The sequence below is a fragment of the Pseudoalteromonas sp. 4NS20-0020 genome, assembly GCF_057554385.1.
Window position 1 is genome coordinate 85,916 of the sequence record NZ_BAAJMI010000007.1, and the last position, 19,004, is coordinate 104,919.

Annotated in this window: 18 protein-coding genes; 5 read left to right on the forward strand and 13 right to left on the reverse strand. The window is 38.9% G+C overall.

The window, feature by feature from the left end; all coding sequences use genetic code 11:
* Positions 1-48 precede the first annotated feature (48 nt).
* The 5 genes from AC27JL_RS16965 to AC27JL_RS16985 form a co-directional block, all read right to left on the reverse strand.
* A complete protein-coding gene (locus tag AC27JL_RS16965) occupies positions 49-942 on the reverse strand; it encodes a carbon-nitrogen hydrolase (RefSeq protein ID WP_203986798.1) in 894 nt (297 codons plus the stop codon).
* Positions 939-1,994: an agmatine deiminase family protein gene (locus AC27JL_RS16970; RefSeq protein WP_487196137.1), complete on the reverse strand. Its 1,056-nt coding sequence runs from the start codon at positions 1,992-1,994 to the stop codon at positions 939-941. Before AC27JL_RS16970 ends, AC27JL_RS16965 begins: the two co-directional genes overlap by 4 nt.
* A gap of 106 nt (positions 1,995-2,100) precedes the next feature.
* Entirely contained in the window at positions 2,101-2,706 is a 606-nt protein-coding gene (locus tag AC27JL_RS16975) for a PilZ domain-containing protein (RefSeq protein ID WP_006794671.1), read from the reverse strand.
* Positions 2,707-2,873: 167 nt separating this feature from the next.
* Entirely contained in the window at positions 2,874-3,635 is a 762-nt protein-coding gene (locus tag AC27JL_RS16980; protein ID WP_008126386.1) for a haloacid dehalogenase type II, read from the reverse strand.
* Entirely contained in the window at positions 3,635-4,285 is a 651-nt protein-coding gene (locus AC27JL_RS16985) for a peroxiredoxin-like family protein (protein ID WP_487196138.1), read from the reverse strand. Before AC27JL_RS16985 ends, AC27JL_RS16980 begins: the two co-directional genes overlap by 1 nt.
* 124 nt (positions 4,286-4,409) lie before the next feature.
* Between AC27JL_RS16985 and AC27JL_RS16990 the strand changes: the two genes are divergently transcribed.
* Positions 4,410-5,297, forward strand: a complete 888-nt coding sequence (locus AC27JL_RS16990; protein ID WP_487196139.1) for a LysR family transcriptional regulator — start codon at positions 4,410-4,412, stop codon at positions 5,295-5,297.
* Here AC27JL_RS16990 and AC27JL_RS16995 read toward each other — a convergent pair.
* A complete protein-coding gene (locus AC27JL_RS16995) occupies positions 5,277-5,792 on the reverse strand; it encodes a DUF2937 family protein (RefSeq protein ID WP_276754741.1) in 516 nt (171 codons plus the stop codon). The genes AC27JL_RS16990 and AC27JL_RS16995 overlap by 21 nt on opposite strands.
* Positions 5,793-5,912: 120 nt before the next feature.
* Here AC27JL_RS16995 and AC27JL_RS17000 point away from each other — a divergent pair, with 120 nt between their 5' ends.
* From AC27JL_RS17000 to AC27JL_RS17010, 3 genes are read left to right on the forward strand one after another with little or no spacing between them, the layout of a single operon-like run.
* Positions 5,913-6,485, forward strand: coding sequence for an RNA polymerase sigma factor (locus AC27JL_RS17000; RefSeq protein ID WP_487196140.1), 573 nt, complete (start codon positions 5,913-5,915; stop codon positions 6,483-6,485).
* Positions 6,482-7,558: a FecR family protein gene (locus AC27JL_RS17005; RefSeq protein WP_010557301.1), complete on the forward strand. Its 1,077-nt coding sequence runs from the start codon at positions 6,482-6,484 to the stop codon at positions 7,556-7,558. The genes AC27JL_RS17000 and AC27JL_RS17005 overlap by 4 nt, the downstream gene beginning before the upstream one ends.
* Positions 7,559-7,567: 9 nt before the next feature.
* The gene (locus AC27JL_RS17010; RefSeq protein WP_487196141.1) at positions 7,568-10,603 is read left to right on the forward strand and encodes a TonB-dependent receptor plug domain-containing protein; all 3,036 of its coding nucleotides are present in this window, start codon (positions 7,568-7,570) and stop codon (positions 10,601-10,603) included.
* Between the two features lie 88 nt (positions 10,604-10,691).
* On the opposite strand, the gene AC27JL_RS17015 is transcribed toward AC27JL_RS17010, so the two are convergent.
* From AC27JL_RS17015 to AC27JL_RS17045, 7 genes are all read right to left on the reverse strand, one after another.
* Positions 10,692-11,087: an ExbD/TolR family protein gene (locus tag AC27JL_RS17015; RefSeq protein WP_006794662.1), complete on the reverse strand. Its 396-nt coding sequence runs from the start codon at positions 11,085-11,087 to the stop codon at positions 10,692-10,694.
* Between the two features lie 251 nt (positions 11,088-11,338).
* On the reverse strand, positions 11,339-11,782 hold the full coding sequence (locus AC27JL_RS17020; protein ID WP_008126367.1) for a ferritin-like domain-containing protein: 444 nt from the start codon (positions 11,780-11,782) through the stop codon (positions 11,339-11,341).
* 175 nt (positions 11,783-11,957) lie between these two features.
* Positions 11,958-12,896 carry a LysR family transcriptional regulator gene (locus AC27JL_RS17025; protein ID WP_006794660.1) on the reverse strand — a complete coding sequence of 313 codons (939 nt, stop codon included), beginning with the start codon at positions 12,894-12,896 and terminating at the stop codon, positions 11,958-11,960.
* Positions 12,897-12,912: 16 nt separating this feature from the next.
* Positions 12,913-14,631, reverse strand: a complete 1,719-nt coding sequence (aceK, locus tag AC27JL_RS17030; protein ID WP_286889228.1) for a bifunctional isocitrate dehydrogenase kinase/phosphatase — start codon at positions 14,629-14,631, stop codon at positions 12,913-12,915.
* Between the two features lie 142 nt (positions 14,632-14,773).
* Positions 14,774-15,259 carry a DUF4124 domain-containing protein gene (locus AC27JL_RS17035; RefSeq protein WP_487196142.1) on the reverse strand — a complete coding sequence of 162 codons (486 nt, stop codon included), beginning with the start codon at positions 15,257-15,259 and terminating at the stop codon, positions 14,774-14,776.
* Between the two features lie 97 nt (positions 15,260-15,356).
* The gene (locus tag AC27JL_RS17040) at positions 15,357-16,850 is read right to left on the reverse strand and encodes a DUF3413 domain-containing protein (protein WP_487196143.1); all 1,494 of its coding nucleotides are present in this window, start codon (positions 16,848-16,850) and stop codon (positions 15,357-15,359) included.
* Between the two features lie 4 nt (positions 16,851-16,854).
* Complete coding sequence (locus AC27JL_RS17045) at positions 16,855-17,067, reverse strand: YejL family protein (protein ID WP_006794656.1); 213 nt, start codon at positions 17,065-17,067, stop codon at positions 16,855-16,857.
* A gap of 62 nt (positions 17,068-17,129) precedes the next feature.
* Here AC27JL_RS17045 and yejK point away from each other — a divergent pair, with 62 nt between their 5' ends.
* Complete coding sequence (yejK, locus tag AC27JL_RS17050) at positions 17,130-18,146, forward strand: nucleoid-associated protein YejK (protein ID WP_006794655.1); 1,017 nt, start codon at positions 17,130-17,132, stop codon at positions 18,144-18,146.
* Positions 18,147-19,004 lie beyond the last annotated feature (858 nt).

A 19,004-nucleotide genomic window follows, 5' to 3' on the forward strand; every position in this document is an offset into this window, starting at 1 on the left:
TATTACTCCATTTGATTGGCCCTTAACAGGTAAGAGCCATTCTTTAAGTTAGTCGCGGTATATTTTTGTAAGGTCGCTGTAGTGATCAATTCGGCGATCACGCAAAAACGGCCAGATACGTCTTACGTTTTCTGAGCGTTTTTGATCAACTTCTACCACTAATATTTGTTCATCGATGTTGTTAGCTTGCGCTAAAAACTCACCCTGAGGACCCGCAATAAAAGAGTTACCCCAAAATTGAATGCCGCTGCTATGTCCGCTTGGGTCGCTCTCGTGGCCAACACGATTACAGCTAATCACCGGTACTCCATTTGCGACCGCATGGGCACGTTGACTAATAACCCATGCATCTTTTTGGCGTGTTTGTTCATTTTGGTCGTCATTGGGATCCCAGCCAATAGCGGTTGGGTAAATTAATAGCTCAGCACCAGCCATAGCCATTAAACGCGCTGCTTCTGGAAACCACTGATCCCAGCATACCAACACACCTAATTTACCTACCGATGTTTGAATAGGCTCAAAGCCCAAGTCGCCTGGGGTAAAGTAAAACTTTTCGTAAAAACCAGGGTCATCAGGTATGTGCATTTTGCGATATTTACCTGCAATACTACCGTCTTTTTCAAGCACCACTGCAGTATTATGGTACAAGCCTGTTGCGCGCTTCTCAAACAGTGACGCCACAATCACAATATTGAGCTCTTTAGCGAGTTCACCTAAGGTGTTACTGCTTGGCCCAGGTATGGTTTCTGCCAGGTCAAAGACATCAACGTCTTCGGTTTGGCAAAAATAAAGGCTACGATGAAGCTCTTGTAAAACAACAAGCTGAGCCCCTTTTTGAGCAGCTTCACGAATGGCTTTTATTGATTTAGCCATGTTTTCATCGGCGTTATGGTTGTTGCTTTGTTGCACTAAAGCAACGGTTAATTTTGCAGGGCTTGTCATTGTGCTGCTCCAGCTAAAAATCCACGCGGTAATTGCATTGTAATACAGTGAAGGCTACCAAATTGCTCAATTATAGGCTGGCAATTCACGCCAATAATAGTGTGCTGCGGATACGCTATTTGAACCTGTGCTAATGCAAGGTCGTCGTTTACATCGTTGTATGTAGGCACAAGCACTGCATTGTTAATAATTAAGTAATTGGCATAGGTTGCAGGTAAGCGTGAATTTTCATCGTCATACGCTGCCTTAGGCCACGGTAGTTCAATTAAATTATATGGGGTGTTACCTGCCGTTTTAAAGCTTTTCAGTTGGTTTTCCATTGCTTTTAGTGCGGTGAAATGCTCGTCATTTTCATCATCACATTGTACATATACAAGCGTATTGTTTGGTGCAAATCGTACTAGGGTATCAATGTGGCTGTCAGTATCGTCGCCAGCTAAATAACCGTGATCGACCCATAAAAAATTGGTGGCACCTAAATGCGTTTTTAATAAGGCTTCTATGTCTTGGCTCGATAAGTCAGGGTTACGGTTTTTGTTAAGCAAACATTCGCTTGTTGTTAGCAATACGCCGTGCTCGTTTATTTCAATACCGCCACCTTCAAGCACCATATCTAGGGCTTGGTAATCATTGTTTGCATGGCTTAGCTTTTCAACAACCGCTTTATTAATTTGGTTGTCGAGTGCGCTTTCAAATTTGTTGCCCCAACCATTAAATGTAAAATCATAGACCTTTAATTTGGTCTCATCATTAATATTTGCACATGTTAGTGGGCCATGATCGCGCGCCCAGGTGTCATTAGTGGGTGTTACAACAAAATGAACACGCTCTAAATTAATATTTGCTTGGTTAAGTAGTGCAGTGATATGTGCTTTTAAGGCTTCGTCGTGAGCAACAACAACTAAAAATTGGTAGTGTGTTATATGCTTTGCAAGCTCAACATAGACAGGCTCAACACGGGCTAGATTATCGGCCCAATCGGTATGTTTATGTGGCCAAGTTAGCATTACAGCGTCTTGCTCAGCCCATTCAGTTAAAAGTCTAAAGTTCATGGCATTTTTATACAAATAGAGATTTTGCTAGTTTAGCAGTTGTGCTACTTCCAAGTCACTTGAAAAATAGGTTTGCTTTGCCATATAAACTGTATTGTAAAACCAATTATTCAGAGCTTGAATCGTCTAATGGTTGCTCTAGTTCTTGGCGTTTTTTTAGTTGGCGCGTTTGCGCATGTAAACTTGCTCTTACTATTAATTCTTGATCAGTGTTTCTTATAGATGTAAAAAGCACTGTGTATTGGTAGTGGTCGTTATCTTGTTTTTCTATGGCAACCACTTCTGTGTAGCAGTAAACAGCCGATGCCTCATGATGCAAAAAAAGTTTTGTCCTAAAGGATTGGCCAATAGAATAAACATCAGACGACGTAAACTTAATACCTCCGCCGCCATAGCTATCGCAGTGTATTGCATTTTCTTGCGCTTGTTCTGAGGCCAAAATATGGCTCATAATTAAATCTATTTTTCGCGATTGTGCCTGTAAAAATGCAGCAAGCTCTTGGGCTACATCGCCTAAGTTTCGAAGTGGACGTAACGAGCTTTGTTCAAGCTCACTCACTTCGTTAGCTAATCTAAAAAGAGGCGGGATATCATCGTCAAGTGCTAGCTGAGATTTAGGTACTTGCTCATTAGATACAGCAAACAAATTAACCCTAATGCTCTCGTTTATTTGAAAATACTCTTCAAACTCGCTTAATCTTTGACTATTCATAATTATCTCCACAACGTGTTATTTTAAATAGTAGCGTTGTGAGGGGTAAATTGCTAGCAGTTAAAAGGGCTAAATACATTGTTTACACGCGGTTTTTAGCAATAAAAAAGCGGTCAAACTCTTCCTGAGAATGGCCGCTTGGGTATTGATTTTATAATTTGCGCTTGTTATTTAAGTAGAGCGGCTAATTCATGTAAATCTTTCACAACGTGATCAGGTTTTTTCGCAAGCGGATATAACGCTTTCCCTGGGCGTGCAATAAAAGTTGTTTGTAAGCCCGCTTGTTTAGCGCCCGCTACATCCCAACCATGTGCAGCAATCATCATAGCCTCGTTCGGCGCGACGTTTAACTTTTTAAGTACCCATTCGTAGGCACGTAAATCAGGTTTATATATTTTTATATCTTCAATGCTGTAACGCGCGTCAAAATATGACAATAAACCTGCGTTTTCAAATTGAGTTTTAACGCCTTTATTTGACGAATTAGTTAAGCTTACTAACTTATAGCCCTGCGCTTTTAGTTTTGCCAGTCCGTCTTTCACATCGCTATGTGGAGGTAATGATAAAAGCGGTGTAACAATGGCCGTTTTAGCTTGCTCATTGGTAATTTTAATATTGTTATTATTTGCCACCATAGCAAGCGAAGCCACACCAATTTGGCCAAAATCGTGATAATCACCGGTCACTGTATCTACTAACGAGTTATGTAACATGGTTGAAAACCAAAGAGGCAGTAAATCTTCTCTGCCACCCAACGCTTTACCAATCGAGGCGCGCATACTTGTTAGGTCAAGCAGGGTCTCGTTTACATCAAAAATGAGTACTTTTGGTTTTTCTTTACTTTCTTCAGCGTTCACTGAGCTACTCAGTAAGCTTGCGCCAAGGGCAAGTGTAAGACTTATTAGCTTTAATGATTTTAATAAAGGCATTATTTATTTTCTCCATCAAGTGCGGTCATTACATCACTTGGCTCAGCGCGAAGTGTGTAGTCTTCGTCTAAAAATGCATAAGTGATTACACCTTCTTGGTTAATCACGTAAGTGGCAGGTAGGGGAAGTTGGTATGTTTTATCGCCGTAAGTGTGTTCAAAATCAATACCAAACCCGGTGTATAATTCTTGAATACGTTTATCGAGTGTAAATAATAAGCCAAATTGCTGTGCAACCTTATTACCAACATCTGAGAGCACATCAAACTCTAGCTCATTTTTTTGGGCAGTTGTTAAGGTTTGATCTGGTAGTTGAGGAGAAATTGCCACCAATTGAGCGCTCTTAGTTTTAAATTGAGGTAAAAAATCGTTCAGTGCTTTTAATTCTAAATTACAATAAGGGCACCATGCGCCACGGTAAAAACTAACAACGACAGGGCCTTTATTTAATAAATCGGCCAATTCTATATTTTTGCCTAGGTGGTTTGCCAAAATAAAGTTTTCTATTTTATCGCCAACCTGTAAGGCGTTATTTCGTATGTGCTGAGCAATTAATTCTTCGTTTGTTGTATTCATTAATGCTAAAACGTCTGCGGGTAAATTAGCTTCTTTTTGCACATTAAATGCATCTATTTGTGCTTTTAAACTCATGGCTTAGTCTCATCAATTATTAAACTTGATTAAAATTATATGGTTTTAAATATTTAAATAAACATTGCAAAACTGAAAGCTTCATTCGAAAATATTAAACATTGAAAAGACATTGTGGGTTTTTATGTATAGTTTAAGTGACCTAGAAACGTTTATTGCCGTGGTTGAAAATAAAGGGGTGCTGGCAGCCGCTCGTGAACAGCGTTTATCACCTGCAACAGTCAGTCACCGCTTAAGTAAATTAGAGCGAGAGCTCGCTACTGTGCTTGTGTTTAGAGATAGCAGAAGAGTGCGCTTATCACCCGCGGGAGAAGTGTTTTATACCCGCATAGGTGCCATAATTGAAGCATTACGTGATGCAGAACACAGTATTGGCGCACGTAGTTCATCGGTAAGTGGGTTATTAAGAGTAACCATGCCACCTTGGGTTTTCTCTAAATATGTAATGCCTAGGCTTAATGAATTTGAGCATGCTTTTCCAGATCTAAAACTAGACTTTTTAATAACCGATCAGTTTGTAAACGTAGTTGATGATGCGCAAGATGTCGCTATTCGTGTAGGGCAATTAAATGATTCAGGATTGCTTTCTCGTAAAATAGTCAATAACAGTCGTGTATTATGTGCAGCGCCTAGTTATATAAAAAAGCATTCAATGCCAACAAGCATCACTGAGTTAGAAAAACACTTTTGGGTCTGTTTGCCATGGCAACGCCAATTAAAGCTTTATGATACCCAACAAAAAATTCACACGTTTAATGCACAAACGCGCTTTACCATTTCAAATTCAGACAACATGACCCAAGCTGCTATTGCGGGCCACGGCATTGCTATAAAGTCTAGGCTTGCAATAAACGATGAGCTAAAAAATGGCACATTAGTAGAAGTGATGCCTAACGTACTTGCACAAAGCGGTGCCCCTGTATGGTTTTTACGGCCACAAAATAGCTTAACAACTCGAAAAACAGATGTGTTTTTTGACTTTATGAAATCGTTATTTGCACGCACTGATTAATCGCAGATAAACGCGTTTAATTAAAACCATAAACAAAAAGCCTGTAAGCTCTGCAATAAACGCAATGATTATTGCGGTGATAATTGCTGCGGTAATTGAGTCTGTTTTTAAAATTATTTGCCCTTCAAAACGTTGCCATACTTGCTGTTTTATAGTGTGAAGCTCGCTACGTAGTGTAAACAGATAAGGCGAGTTTGAAAACTCATCAACAGCCCTCGCCAAAGTTTGCTGACGCTGGCTGAGAGTTTGAATATGATTGGCACCTTCTCCCACAATTTCATCGCCTAAATTTTCATAGTGCTTTATTAACTTAGCAAGGTCGTTATTAAAGTATTTTTTAGCGTCTTTTTGAAAAGGCGCTATTGCATTATTTGCCTCCACTAATTGTGCGTTCAATGCTTGGCCAAAATCACTCACAAACGCGGGTATTTGTACGCCTAAAAGTAGCCCGCAAGCAAAAAAACTCAGTCGGATATAGTCTAAAATTTTACCCATTAATTCTCCTAATAAAAAAATATGACATTTATACAACTAAAAATTTACATTTAACTAGTTTTTTATATTCAAAACTCGTAATCTTACGCTAACAATAATAACAACAGGTGTTTACTAAGCATGACCAAAAAGAATAAATTTGCGTCAACATTTGTTGATATTTCAAGCCAACTTAAACGCTTTGTTTCAAGAATAGTACAGCCCGATGATGTAGACGACATTGTGCAAGAAACATTTATAAAAAGCTACGAGGCTGATTTAAAACAAGATATCCAATATACCCGTAGTTACATGTTAAAAACCGCTAAACATTTAGCATTAAACCATGTTGCTAAGTGGGACAACAAATTTAATGATTCGCTAGACGACGACAGTGAATTACCTGTGTTGCTAAAGTCAATGCAGCTCGAAGATGAATACACGTCAAAAGAACGTTTTTTACTGTTTTGTAAAGCAACAGAGCAGTTAAGCCCATCAACCCGTAAATGTTTTATACTTAAAAAAGTATATGGCATGAGCCAAAAAGAGATCGCAAGCGAGATGCAGCTTAGTCAGAGTACTGTTGAAAAACACATTGCTAAAGGGTTATTAAAAACCATGCTTTATATGCGCGAACACGATCAAAGCCAAGTGGCAAAAACTAAGCAAGACAATTCTCTTCATCCGTTAACAGTAAAGAGGGTTGCAAAATGAGCAATGTTCATCAATTTACTTCAAAAGATTTAATATTAGAAACAGCTTGTAACTGGATCAGCGCCATTGACCGCGGCTTATCAAAAGATGAAAAAGAGCAGTTTACATTGTGGATGATGCAGAGCAACGCCCACCAAGATGCGCTTTACGAGCTAGCCCACTTATGGGATGAAATATCTGTTTTAAACGAGCTCAGTAATTTATTCCCTCATCGTAATAGTAAGCAACCCAAAAAAAGATGGCTGGTTTCAACGTCTATTGCAGCCAGTTTATTTGCAGCACTTATGGTGTGTAGTTACCTATTAATCAACTTAGAAAATGGTTACAGCCAACAATTAGCAAAAGTTAATTACACTAAAATTTATAAAACTAAAGTTGGCGAGCAAGCAACTTACGCATTACCCGACGGCACTATTGTGCAGTTAAATACCAATAGTTTATTAGAAGTTGCCTACAGCAAAGGCCGCAGACAGTTATTGCTCAACAGAGGAGAAGGGCGTTTTAACGTTGCTAAAGATGCATCTCGTCCATTTAGTGTAATGGCTGGCAATAAGAGTTTTACAGCATTGGGTACTGTGTTTAATGTTCAGCGTAATACATCTTCAGATTTAGAACTGGTGGTAACCGAAGGTAAAGTAATGATCACCGACCCGAGTGTGGCGGTTGATGCCAGTGACTTTAAAGCTTACCAGTCAGCTGACAAAAACGCAGATAAAATTCGCCAAATTAATGCCAATATAGTTACATCTGGCGAAAAAGCCGTTATAGAAAAAAGCATCACCAAACCAATTACCCAGCTCTCTATTGATGATGTTGAACGTGACTTAGCATGGCAAAATGGCATGCTTGTTTTTAATGGTGAGCCGCTTAGCGATGCCTTAAACGAAGTGAGCCGTTATACTTCTACACGTTTTAAATTATCGTCTGAAGAACTTGCGTCTATTAAAGTAGCGGGTGTTTTTAAAGCAGGTGATGTGGCTGGGTTGCTAGAAAGTTTACACACTAACTTTTCTATTAATCATGAACGCCAAGGTAAACACACAGTTACGCTTACGCAAAATACAAAATCATAAGAAGCAGCTATGCAAATCAGACATATGTTAGATAAAGTTGCATCTTTAAATCCTGCACGTAAAAAAAAGATTAAAAAAAAGAAACAAAACCATAGAGGATTTTTGTTTGCCAGCTGTTTATATACAGTGCGCAGTAACCAATTGCATTTATTGAGTGGTTTATGTGTGTTTGCACCAGCTATGTTTAGCCTAAGCGTGCAAGCCGCAAGTCAAACTACCGGGCAAATGGTGCAATTTGATATAAAAGCGCAGCGAGCAGACAAAGCCTTAATTGAATTTGCTAAACAAACCAAGCAAACCGTGGTGTTTTCATACGAGTTAGCTAAAGAGTATGAAGCAAATTCTGTCTATGGATTCTATACCCAACTAGATGCGCTGGAGGCATTATTGGTGGGGACTGAGCTCGATGCGGTTGTTGATCAAAATGGATTACTGAGTATAAAACTCAAACAAATCAACAGGAATGATAACAACATGATGAAGCTTTCAGCAGTCAGTGCAGCAGTATTACCGGCATTACTGGCGGTAAATTCTCAAGGTGTAAATGCAGCAGAAGACGTTGCTCAAGACAAAATCGAAAAAATTGCAATTGTCGGTAGCCGAGTAGCAGGGCGTTCGGTTGAAGATTTACCCGTTCCGGTCGATATTTTAAGTGCTGAAGCACTTGAAAATACAGGACAAACTGAAGTGGGTCGTATGCTACAAGCTATTGCGCCTTCATTTAACTTTTCAAGTTCATCTATTAGCGACGGTACCGATGCATTAAGACCTGCAACATTACGTGGTTTAGGTCCCGATCAAACATTGGTGTTGATCAACGGTAAACGTCGTCATCAAGCTAGTATTATCCATATTAATACATCGGTTGGTCGTGGTACTGCCGGTACCGATATGAATGCTATACCGGCATCTGCTATTAAGCGTATTGAAGTACTTCGCGACGGTGCGGCTGCTCAATATGGGTCTGATGCAATTGCTGGTGTTATCAACATTGTATTAAAAGATGGTAGTGAAGGTGGCAAAGCAGCCATTAACTATGGTGAATACTCTGAAGGTGACGGCGAAACAGTTAACGTTGACTTCAACAAAGGGTTTGCACTGGGTGACAATGGTTACTTAAACACAACGATTAACTACCGTGACCGTGCGCCAACTAATCGTGCAGGTTTGCATGGTTCATGTCAGTTTTACGGCTGTGAAGAACTTAGCGATGGTACTTTGTTAGCCGGCGATCCGCGTGAATTAACAGCTGATCGTAACACATTTAGAATCGGTGACGCTGATTCACAACAGTTTGGCTTAACGGTAAATACTGGCTACGAGTTAGGCGATGGCGAATTATATGGTTTTATTACGTATTCAACACGTGATAACGAATCAGCCGCATTTTTCCGTCATAATGCTAATGCGGGTGGTAACCCAGTATTGCAAGATGGTGACGCAACAATCCCACTTGGTTTTTTACCGAAAATAAACACTACCATTGATGATATTTCTTACAACTTTGGTTACAAAACAGAGTTTGATAACGATTCAAGCCTTGATTTATCGTACACCTACGGTGAAAACAGTATCGACTACACAACAAGCGATACAATTAATGCATCATACGCTAACTTTTTGCGTTACGAACAAGGTTTAAGCGCTACTGATATTCGTACTACTATCCCGCGCGAAGCATACGCATACGGTATGGAACTATCGCTACAAACAATTAATTTAGATTTTACTAAAAACTTTGATGACTACTCACTTGCGATGGGTGCAGAGATGCGTACTGATGAGTATCGCATTTTAGCCGGTAATGAGTACGCATATCGTGACTACGATACAAATAATGGCGTAAGTATTTACAGCGGTTTAAGCGGCGGTGTTGGCAGCGAAAATGCTTCTGGTGGCACGCAAGGCTTTGGTGGTTCGTCACCTGCATCTTCAGTAGATGAGTCACGCGATGTAATTTCGTTTTACTTAGACGCTGAAGCATATGTTATTGAAGACGTTATTTTATCTGGCGCACTTCGTTACGATAACTACAAAGGCTTTGGTGATACGGTTAACTTTAAGTTAGCAGGTAACTGGGCAATTACAGACGATATTTCATTACGTGGCGCATTAAGCTCAGGTTTTAGAGCGCCATCTATGCAACAACTTTACTTTAACAACATTAGTACACAGTTTGTTGTAGGTCCAAATGGCACATTAGTAGCCGAAGAAGTGGGCACGTTTAGAAACGATTCAACACTGGCGCAAAGTTTAGGTATTCCAAAACTTAAAGAAGAAAAGTCTCAAAACCGTAGCTTAGGTATTGTATATAACGTTACAGACAGCATTAACGTAACAGTAGATTACTACTCAATCGATATTGATGACCGAATTGTTATTAGTAACCGTTTAGGTAAAGGGCTGTCTACTAGTTTAGATGCAGCGCTTGTTAGCTCTGGTGCAGGTGCTGGTCAGTTTTTCTTGAACGGCGCAGACACTGAAACCAGCGGTATAGATTTTGTTGCAACATATAACACTGAAGGGTTTGGCGGCACACTTGATTTTACCCTTGCTGCAAACTTTACAGAAACTGAAGTTGTTTCGTTATTCACACCTTCTGGCTCAGGTCTTGAAACTGTGCCGGTAGAAAGTGTGTTTTCAGATCAAGAAATTTCGATTATTGAAGAGTGGCAACCAGAAGATCGTATTAACCTAAGTGCGCTTTACCAAAACGAAGATTGGACCGTTAATCTGTCGCTTAATCGCTTTGGTGAATACACAGTTGAAGACGGTGGTCGTCAAACTTACGGTGCCGAAATATTAACAGACGTAAAAGTTAATTACTTCATTAACGAAAACCTATCTGTGAATGTGGGCGCTAATAATTTGTTTGATGTATACCCAGACAAAAATGAAATTGGCAACTCTCGTACAGGCACAATTGTAGATGCTAACGGCAATACCGTTGTAAGTAGTAACGGTGTGTTTGAATACTCTCGTCGTTCAGCACCTTTTGGCTTTAACGGCGCGTACTACTATGTAGGTGCAGAGTACCGTTTTTAATAAATAACTCTCCCTTTCGTTATTTAACTCAAAGGGCCTCAAGGCCCTTTTTTTGGGTTTATATTTAAGGCTAATTAGCTAACAGGTTTTAGTCAGAAACCAAGCTAATAGCGTAGTTGTCGTACTCTTTAATGCTGTTCATCACAGTCATCAGTGTGTTGTGCTTGCTGTTTTCATCTGCTTTTATAAGCACAGAGCTTATTTTATATTTAGCTGCAAACATGGCTAAGTTGTTCGACACTTGCTCCAAGTCAATTAACCTCCCTGAAAAGTAAACGCCGTTATTTGCATCAATACTGAAAACCGCATTTTTACTTTGTTTTTCAATACTTGGTTTGTCTAATGGGCGATTTAATTCAATAGCGACGGGTTTAACAAATGAGGTAGTAACAATAAAAAATATGAGCAGTATGAACACAATATCAAGCATTGGGGTCATGTCTACGTCGGCATTATTTTGCAGTTTAGCTGTTTTATTTTTCATATTGGACCTTACTATTTTAATTAAAGCTGCGGCGCCACAGCGAGGTTTTTAGGATCCTATTAACAAAACTAGCACAGCTGAAAAATAATACAGTTAAATAAATATTCTAATAACATTAAATATTTGTATAAACTATGTTCTGACATGTTACTCAAACAGGTTAAATGATTTTAAAGCAATAAAAAACCCAGCCTATCGCTGGGTTTGTATGGGGAATAATTTACTGAATAGCTAAAATACATTCAGGTTATTTAGCTTTTTTGCATACGGCTCATTTCAGCATGACAGCTTTGCATTGTAAGAAGTGTTGCTGCAAGCGCGGCTTCACAATCTGCGGGTTGTGGCTTATCCATCGCTTCTTTAATTTCAGCAAGTGTTTTGTCTTCAACTTCTTCCAGCTCGCTTACATACGTGCTGTCGTTGTTTGAGCCAAATGTAGTAAGAAGTGCGGTGTATGCTCTGCGCGCTTCTACAGCAAACGAAGAGCCTTCTTCTCGCTCACCTTGCTCGTTAATAGCATAGGGTTGCAGGCGTTCAACGCTGACTCTGCGTGCGTCAATCATGCGCTGGAATAATGCTCCAATAGCAGGGTCTTTAATATTTTCTTGTGCTTTTTGGTAAAAATCGATACCGCTGTTCATTACTTGAATGATGTCTGAAATATGATTAGCGTCAGTTCCTTGAAGGGTGTTCATAATGACCTCTTTAATGTTATGAATGAAACTTATCATAACTAAAGCAAGGGCCATTCCATTTTAAAAAGGTAACTTAAGTCGCTGATATTTATAGGTATATTTTTATTATTAAAAATAGCTAGGCGAAAAAACAATATTACGCCTAGCAAATCTTACAAATAACCGTGTAATAAGTTTATTTTAGCTCATCAGCCACTTCAGCTACTTTTTGACGAAGCCAAATATGGCTTGCATCCCTGTGTAGCAGTGGGCTCCAGATCATGTCTAACTCAAAAGGAGGAATAGGAAATGGCGGCTCTAAAATTTTAAGGCCGGCATCGTCTAAATAAATATTAGCGGCTTTTGATGGCAAAGTGGCCACTAAATTTTGCTCTTTTGCTAAGTGAATGGCTACATGGTAATTACGTGTAAATGTGGCAATATTTCGGTGTTTCCCAAAGTGAGCAAGTGCTTCATCAACCCAACCTAGCTTTTGCACATCTTTAGGGTCCATACCAACGCCCACACCAAACCCCGTTTTACTCACCCATATATGGCGCGCTTTAAGATAGCTATCAAGGCTGAAGTTTTCAATAATTGGGTTGTCTGCTTTTACAAGGCAGCAAAAGCTGTCTTTCCATATACGTTTGTGGTGAAACGATTGTGGCAAATTTTCAAAGCGGTTGATTGCCATATCTACTTTACCATTTTCAACATCATGAAAGGTCACGTCACTTGGCGTAAGTATATCTAACGTTGTATCTGGGGCTTCTTCGTGCAGTTTGCTCAGTAGTTTTGGTGCAAGTGTGCTTGCTGCATAGTCACTGGCCATTATCCTAAATACACGTTTACTTTGGCTGGCTTCAAACTCTCTATTTGGTGCGAGTGTTTCTTCAAGTGTCATAAGTATGCCACGAATAACTGGCTGTAACTCTATGGCACGTTCTGTTGGTACCATACCATCGCTAGTACGAACTAAAATAGGGTCATTAAAAAGGTTTCGAAGGCGCTTTAGGCCGTTACTCATGGCAGGTTGAGTAATGCTAAGTTGATTTGCTGCGCGTGTAACGTTGCACTCTCGAAGTAGCGTATCGAGGTATACAAGTAAATTTAAATCTATTTTGCTTATATTCATGTGTGTGTCCTTGCGTTTACCAGTGATGGATAAAACGCTGTGCTGTCGGGTACGGGTAAATATGATTTATTAGGCCATTTTTTATATTTTGTTGGGCCTGCTTCCAAAAGTTAACATCAATCAGTTCAGGGTGTGTGCTTATTAAAAACTGTTTGTATGTTGGATTGGGTGTTACAAATGTGCAAAGTTGCTCCGGAAAAACGTCTTGCGGGGCAACAGAGTAAGTTTGTTCATCCATTAAGTAATCATCGTAACTTTTCGCTTTAGGTAAAGCTCTAAAATTCATGTCTGTTAAATATTGTACTTCGTCGTAATCATAAAAAATAATGCGCTTATGTTTACTTACGCCAAAGTTTTTCAATAGCATATCACCAGGAAAAATATTAACCGCTATCATTTCTTTTAAGGCTTGGCCGTATTCCTCTATTGCATCTGCAGCGCTTTCGTCGTCAGCATTTTCTAAAAATAAGTTCAGTGGCGTCATACGGCGCTCAATATACAAATGTTTTATGATCAGCCAGTCACCTTCAATGACCATCGACGAGCCAATTGTTTTGTGCAGTTGCTCAAGTAAATTACTATCAAAGCGCGCCAAAGGAAATACGACGTTTGAATATTCTATTGTATCGGCCATTCTGCCAACTCGGTCATGGCTTTTTACGAGTTGATACCTTTTCAAAACTGTATCGCGGCCAAATGGTTTACTCTCACCAAATTTGTCTTTAATGACTTTAAATACATAACCAAAAGAAGGCAGAGTAAACACCATCATCACCATACCTGGAGTACCTGGTGCAATGGTAAATTCGTCATTCGAATGTGCTAAATGATTTAAAAATTCTCGATAAAACTCGGTTTTTCCCTGCTTATGAAAGCCTATGGCGTTATAGAGTTCTGCCATAGTTTTATTGGGCATAAGTTCATTTAAAAAGCGTACCAGCGCAGAAGGTGCATGGGTTTCAACCATAAAGTAAGCGCGGGCAAAACCAAAAATAACACGCATCTGTGATGACTTAGTGAGTAGGGCATCTAAATATAAGCCTTTATCTTCGTGATGAAGAACAGCAATTATAAACGGCTGAACACCACTTTCAGATACAACCCGTCCCACTATGTAAGCTGCTTTATTGCGATAAAACGCGGTATGTAAAATATCAAAGCGCATTTTCCAGGGTTGATGATGAGTGTCGGGGGCTTGCTTATAAAATGCTTTTACTAGCAGACGAATATCGCGTTCTAAATCAACAAAAGGTGCTTTAAAGTCAAAGTGGTTAATAATGCGTTTAATTGTGGGTTTAAGACCATCAACAACCGGAAAGTAACTTCGGTATTCTGACTCAACGGGAACCGATGGCGCATCTTTTAGGGTTGCTTGTACAAATATAAAATCGTTATGAAAATAGCGTCTATGGTAAAGCCTGCAAAACACCGAATTATAAAATGTTTCAGCAAGTTCAGCCTGAGGGTGAAAGCATAAGAATTCTTGGTATAGCTTTTTAACTTCAAGCCAAAGGGTTTCGTCAAGTTCGTGCGAAGGATGGTCTTGCTTTAAGGTATGTATTGTTTCGTTAACACGCTCATCGTAATAACTAATACGTAAACGGCTAATATCATTAATTGCTTGCCAGTCTTGTTTGGCAAAGGCAAGGGGCGCTTGCGCGGTTATTTTTTGAAAAAGCTGATAGTGCTTTTTAAAGCCAGTTAAAATTAATTCAGCAATACTACGTGGCTGCATTAGCACTCCTTAATTGACACTAGAGTTTATACTCTATTTTGTTAAGGGTATGTTATTTTAAGTTTAAAACCAAGCTAAATTAATTAGGGCTAAATTAATCGATAAACTAAAAGTGCAAATTGTAAGTTAAGTAATATGTTTGCTAATTACTTTTTTTGTAACGTTCGATTTTTTTCTCAAGTTTTTTAATGCGTTTGGTGATTGTAGATACTTCTTTTTTATATTCTTTATTTATTAGCTTCAGTTTTTTGGTAATGTCTTTTGCAATTTGCTTTTTATCGTCGTCAGCCAGAATATGATTTAGGCGTTCTTTTTGCTTGTATTCATTACGTTGTTTGTTTCTGTCGAGAATAGCAAGCTTATGGTTATTACTGCGTAGCTCTGCCTCTAAGCCTTTTAAAAGCTGTTCTCGTTCAAGTGCATTTAATTGTTTTGAATAATCAATATCAGGACCTGACTCTGTGACATTAGCGGTAGTCACTTTATAAGCTGTCGCTTGGTTATCGCAAGGGAACTGAGAAAAGGTTGTGCCTTTTTCGGTCACGCATTTGTAGTAGGTAGTTGCGTTGCTATGTGTACTCAATAAAAGAGTACCAAGCACAATAAAAAGGTAAGTAGGTTTAGTCATAATAGCCATCCATGAACGTATTTTTTTGCTAAGTAATTAACGTGTTATAAAACTATAACCTAGCTTGGCATTATCGCAAGCTAGGTTAACATCATGACTATTCAGAGAAGGTTTTTAGCTTTTTAATACTTTGTACTAAAAATGGGATATCTAAGCGTTGTTCAATAGAAAACCCCTCAGCGGCAGAAATATTTTTAAAGTTACCATCTGAGTCTATTAAAGTGATTCGATCTTTTTTATATGCAATTACAACACCTTGGCTGTAGTTAACACCCATGTCATCTTTTTTCTTGTATAAATTTACACCGAGCATTGTTTGCTTAGCAATGGCGCTACAATTTAAGTATTTGCCAACGCTTGTTGTAATTAAATCGCTAGGTTGGATAAGCCCATTTACTTCAGCAATGTTTTTATCAGAAGTATATAAGGTTGATGTAGTGACTACTTCAGCGTTATCGCTTGCTAAACTAAAGGCAAAAACATGCGAATTGTTACGTGGCGCTTGCTCGACAGCACCATTAATAACTCTAATGGCATTATTGGTATGAGCTTGATCATTAATAAAGCTAAGGCTATCAATACCCATAACTTCAATACTACGGCGCTGGCTTTGCCATGCGGGCAGTATTTGTTCTTGTAAAATAGCGGCTTTGTAAAATGAAGGTAAACCATATACTAAACCAAACAGCGTATCGTCATGGTTAGTAGGCTGTAAAAACAGTTCTGTTTTATGAAGCTCTTTGTGGTTATTTGCAAACTCAACTAATTGTGCATCAGTTTCAAATACAAATATATCTACATTAGCCTGAGTAAAGTCATCACACTTTACCAGTGGAGCCGGTGGCTGATAATTAATATTTTGGTTATTAATTTTTACGCTATGAGCTTGATTATAAGTTTCTATATCTAGTAAATCGTTTTTAGCTAATAAGCTTTTAGCAGTGGTTGGGTACGAAAGCGGCAACACATTGTCTTGCTTGGTAATATCAAATTTTAAGTTAGCGTCTGCCCAAATATGAATGCTGTGGCTAAAAGCAAAACAGATCACTAAAAACGAAATTGCATAGCGTGCAAATTTAAACTGTTTTAAGCGTGCCAAATGGTGCCAAGTATAATTGCTTACCACTAATTGAAAACCTAAAATCAATAGTACAATACCGCCCGCAAGAAACGTAGTAAGCGCTGGAGAAGTGGTTAAGCGGTTCCAAAGTAAGGAAATAATTTCAGGCAGGGCTGAAGGGTTTAAATGATAACCCAAGTTAACATATACATAGGCGTCTAACGTTAATAAAGACGCGCCACAGGTTGCAATAACAGCGGCCATGCCACGAATATGGCGTGGGTAAGGAAACACTAAACTTAAAGGAAATACCGTCAGCACAAACGCCAAAAAGGCAATAAAGCTAGTATGGCTAAGCCATGTCACTAGCATGTATGTAATGCCCATGAAGCTTGTTGGTGGCGAGTCAGCAAATAAATAGCTTAAGCTAATTAGTAGCGCTAAACCTATGTTGGCAAAGGTAAACCAATGCCCCCAACTTAGCAACTGACTTGCTTTTGATGAAAACTGATTGTGCTGCGATAAATTCATGCGTTTATTTAACCGACTGTGAAAGTGCTTTTGCAAAGTTCTCAGTTACAGCTTGTCTTTTCCCTGTTGGTACATGCTCTTTTAGGATATGCGTGATAGAATTTCCTAAACACATAAGACTTAAATCAACCGGTGCTTTGTGTTGAGTTAGCACATCAATAAGCTGGTCGACGATTTGTTCTACTTCTTCATTAGAGTATTTTGATAAGATTGGCATCAGTTGGTTCAATAAAATAGTTATATTCCCGTATTTTAACACTTGAGGCGTGAAAAACAAAGATGACAACAGACGTTAAAAAATTAGTCGTTCATTATGTAGACAAAAAAGATGACGATACGCAAATTCACCTTCGCAACGACGAAATGATCATTAATGATAAAGTCGCTGTTTTTATCGAACAATTACACCATGCATTCACGGGCAAGCCAGGTAAAGGTTACTGTGCCTTTAGTGGCGAGAAAAACAGTATTGTTGCGTCATCTATGCAAAGTTACCGCAATAACGAGCTGGGCTTTTGGCATTTAACTGAGCAAGCATCTACCGTGTTAAAAGAAGAGCTAGATAAATACGCATTTAACGAAACAGGCTATTTGGTATTTTGTCATTATCAGTACGTGGCTACGGACTACATGTTAATTGCTATGATTAATATCAAAGAGCATTACTCAATGACCTCTGAGCTTGATTTAGCAGCATCGCGTCATCTTGATATTTCTCGTATGCAATTAGCAGCACGTATAGATTTAACGGCTTGGGATACACAACCTGAGGATAATCGTTATATTTCGTTTATTAAAGGCAGAGCAGGGCGAAAAGTTGCTGACTTTTTCTTAGACTTTTTAGGCTGTGAAGAAGGTGTTGATCCTAAACAACAAAGCCAAGTTATGCTAAATGCAGTAGAAGATTACCTATCTGAGCAGCAGTTTGATAAATCAGAAAAAGACGATTTACGTAAGCAGGTTTTTGATTACTGTAACGATTGTGTAACGACAGGTGAAGAAGCAAGCGTAACCGAACTATCAGCGGCTATTTCAAAAGGCGATGACAGTCCGTTTGACAGCTTTTGCAAGGACCAAAGTTACGATTTAGAAGAAACATTCCCAGTCGATAAAAAAACCGTGACCAGTATGGTTAAATTTTCAGGCTTAGGCGGCGGTGTAAGTGTAAGCTTTGAGCGCAAGCATTTAGGTGAGCGTGTAACCTACAACGAAGCAACAGATACGTTAGTGATTAAAGGTATTCCACCAAACCTTAAAGATCAACTGCAACGCTTTATGGAAAGTGAAGGCGAATAAGCCAAGTATTCCCACAATAAAGAGATTTAAAGCGTGATATTTATATCGCGCTTTTTTATTGCCTGTTACGCCAATAGTTAATTTAAAGCTAGCTGCTAATTTTTCGCACCTTTTATTAAATTAAAGATTCAAATTGCACAAAGAGAAGAAAATGAGGAGCAAATGAGCAGACAAACAAGTTTAAGCCGTATTTTCACTCCTCTAAAAGCACAGCGTCTCTTATCCTCTTTGTGAATATTTGTTTTCAGGATAAAAACCCGGTGTTTAAAGCCAGTAAGTAGTCCGTTTAAAGGCGCTATGCTTAAGTCGAGCTTGCTCACTTGTAAAGCGTAGCTTCAAACCTTAAAGATCTTATTTGCACAAAGAGAAGAGAATGAGGAGCAAATGAGCAGAAAAACAAATTTAAGCGGTATTTTCACTTCTCTAAAAGCGCAGCGTCTCTTAACCTCTTAGTGAATATTTTTTTCAGGATAAAACCCGGTGCTTAAAAGCCAGTAAGTAGTCCGTTTTAACGAGCTATGCCTTTGCATAGTCGTTACTTGTAGACGTTGAGCTTGCTCACGTTAGAAGCGTAGCTTCTTATTACTTATAATTTAAAAATTACCGCCGAGGTAATTTGCTAAACCTTAAAGATCTTATTTGAACAAAGAGAAGAGAATGAGGAGCAAATGAGTAGACAAACAAATTTAAGCCGTATTTTCACTACTCTAAAAGCGCAGCATCTCTTAACCTCTTAGTGAATATTTTTTTCAGGATAAAAACCCGGTGTTTAAAAGCCAGTAAGTAGTCCGTTTAAAGGCGTTATGTCACTGTTTAATATTTACTTGTAGACGTAGAGCTTGCTCACGTTAGAAGCGC

Coding starts and splice junctions, on each gene's coding strand:
- AC27JL_RS16970 (WP_487196137.1), bottom strand. CDS start 1,994: ATGAACTTTAGACTTTTAACTGAATGGGCTGAGCAAGACGCTGTAATG.
- AC27JL_RS16985 (WP_487196138.1), bottom strand. CDS start 4,285: ATGAGTTTAAAAGCACAAATAGATGCATTTAATGTGCAAAAAGAAGCT.
- AC27JL_RS16980 (WP_008126386.1), bottom strand. CDS start 3,635: ATGCCTTTATTAAAATCATTAAAGCTAATAAGTCTTACACTTGCCCTT.
- AC27JL_RS17000 (WP_487196140.1), top strand. CDS start 5,913: ATGACCAAAAAGAATAAATTTGCGTCAACATTTGTTGATATTTCAAGC.
- AC27JL_RS17035 (WP_487196142.1), bottom strand. CDS start 15,259: ATGACTAAACCTACTTACCTTTTTATTGTGCTTGGTACTCTTTTATTG.
- AC27JL_RS16965 (WP_203986798.1), bottom strand. CDS start 942: ATGACAAGCCCTGCAAAATTAACCGTTGCTTTAGTGCAACAAAGCAAC.
- AC27JL_RS17020 (WP_008126367.1), bottom strand. CDS start 11,782: ATGAACACCCTTCAAGGAACTGACGCTAATCATATTTCAGACATCATT.
- AC27JL_RS17005 (WP_010557301.1), top strand. CDS start 6,482: ATGAGCAATGTTCATCAATTTACTTCAAAAGATTTAATATTAGAAACA.
- AC27JL_RS17040 (WP_487196143.1), bottom strand. CDS start 16,850: ATGAATTTATCGCAGCACAATCAGTTTTCATCAAAAGCAAGTCAGTTG.
- AC27JL_RS17045 (WP_006794656.1), bottom strand. CDS start 17,067: ATGCCAATCTTATCAAAATACTCTAATGAAGAAGTAGAACAAATCGTC.
- aceK (WP_286889228.1), bottom strand. CDS start 14,631: ATGCAGCCACGTAGTATTGCTGAATTAATTTTAACTGGCTTTAAAAAG.
- AC27JL_RS16995 (WP_276754741.1), bottom strand. CDS start 5,792: ATGGGTAAAATTTTAGACTATATCCGACTGAGTTTTTTTGCTTGCGGG.
- AC27JL_RS16990 (WP_487196139.1), top strand. CDS start 4,410: ATGTATAGTTTAAGTGACCTAGAAACGTTTATTGCCGTGGTTGAAAAT.
- AC27JL_RS16975 (WP_006794671.1), bottom strand. CDS start 2,706: ATGAATAGTCAAAGATTAAGCGAGTTTGAAGAGTATTTTCAAATAAAC.
- yejK (WP_006794655.1), top strand. CDS start 17,130: ATGACAACAGACGTTAAAAAATTAGTCGTTCATTATGTAGACAAAAAA.
- AC27JL_RS17015 (WP_006794662.1), bottom strand. CDS start 11,087: ATGAAAAATAAAACAGCTAAACTGCAAAATAATGCCGACGTAGACATG.
- AC27JL_RS17010 (WP_487196141.1), top strand. CDS start 7,568: ATGCAAATCAGACATATGTTAGATAAAGTTGCATCTTTAAATCCTGCA.
- AC27JL_RS17025 (WP_006794660.1), bottom strand. CDS start 12,896: ATGAATATAAGCAAAATAGATTTAAATTTACTTGTATACCTCGATACG.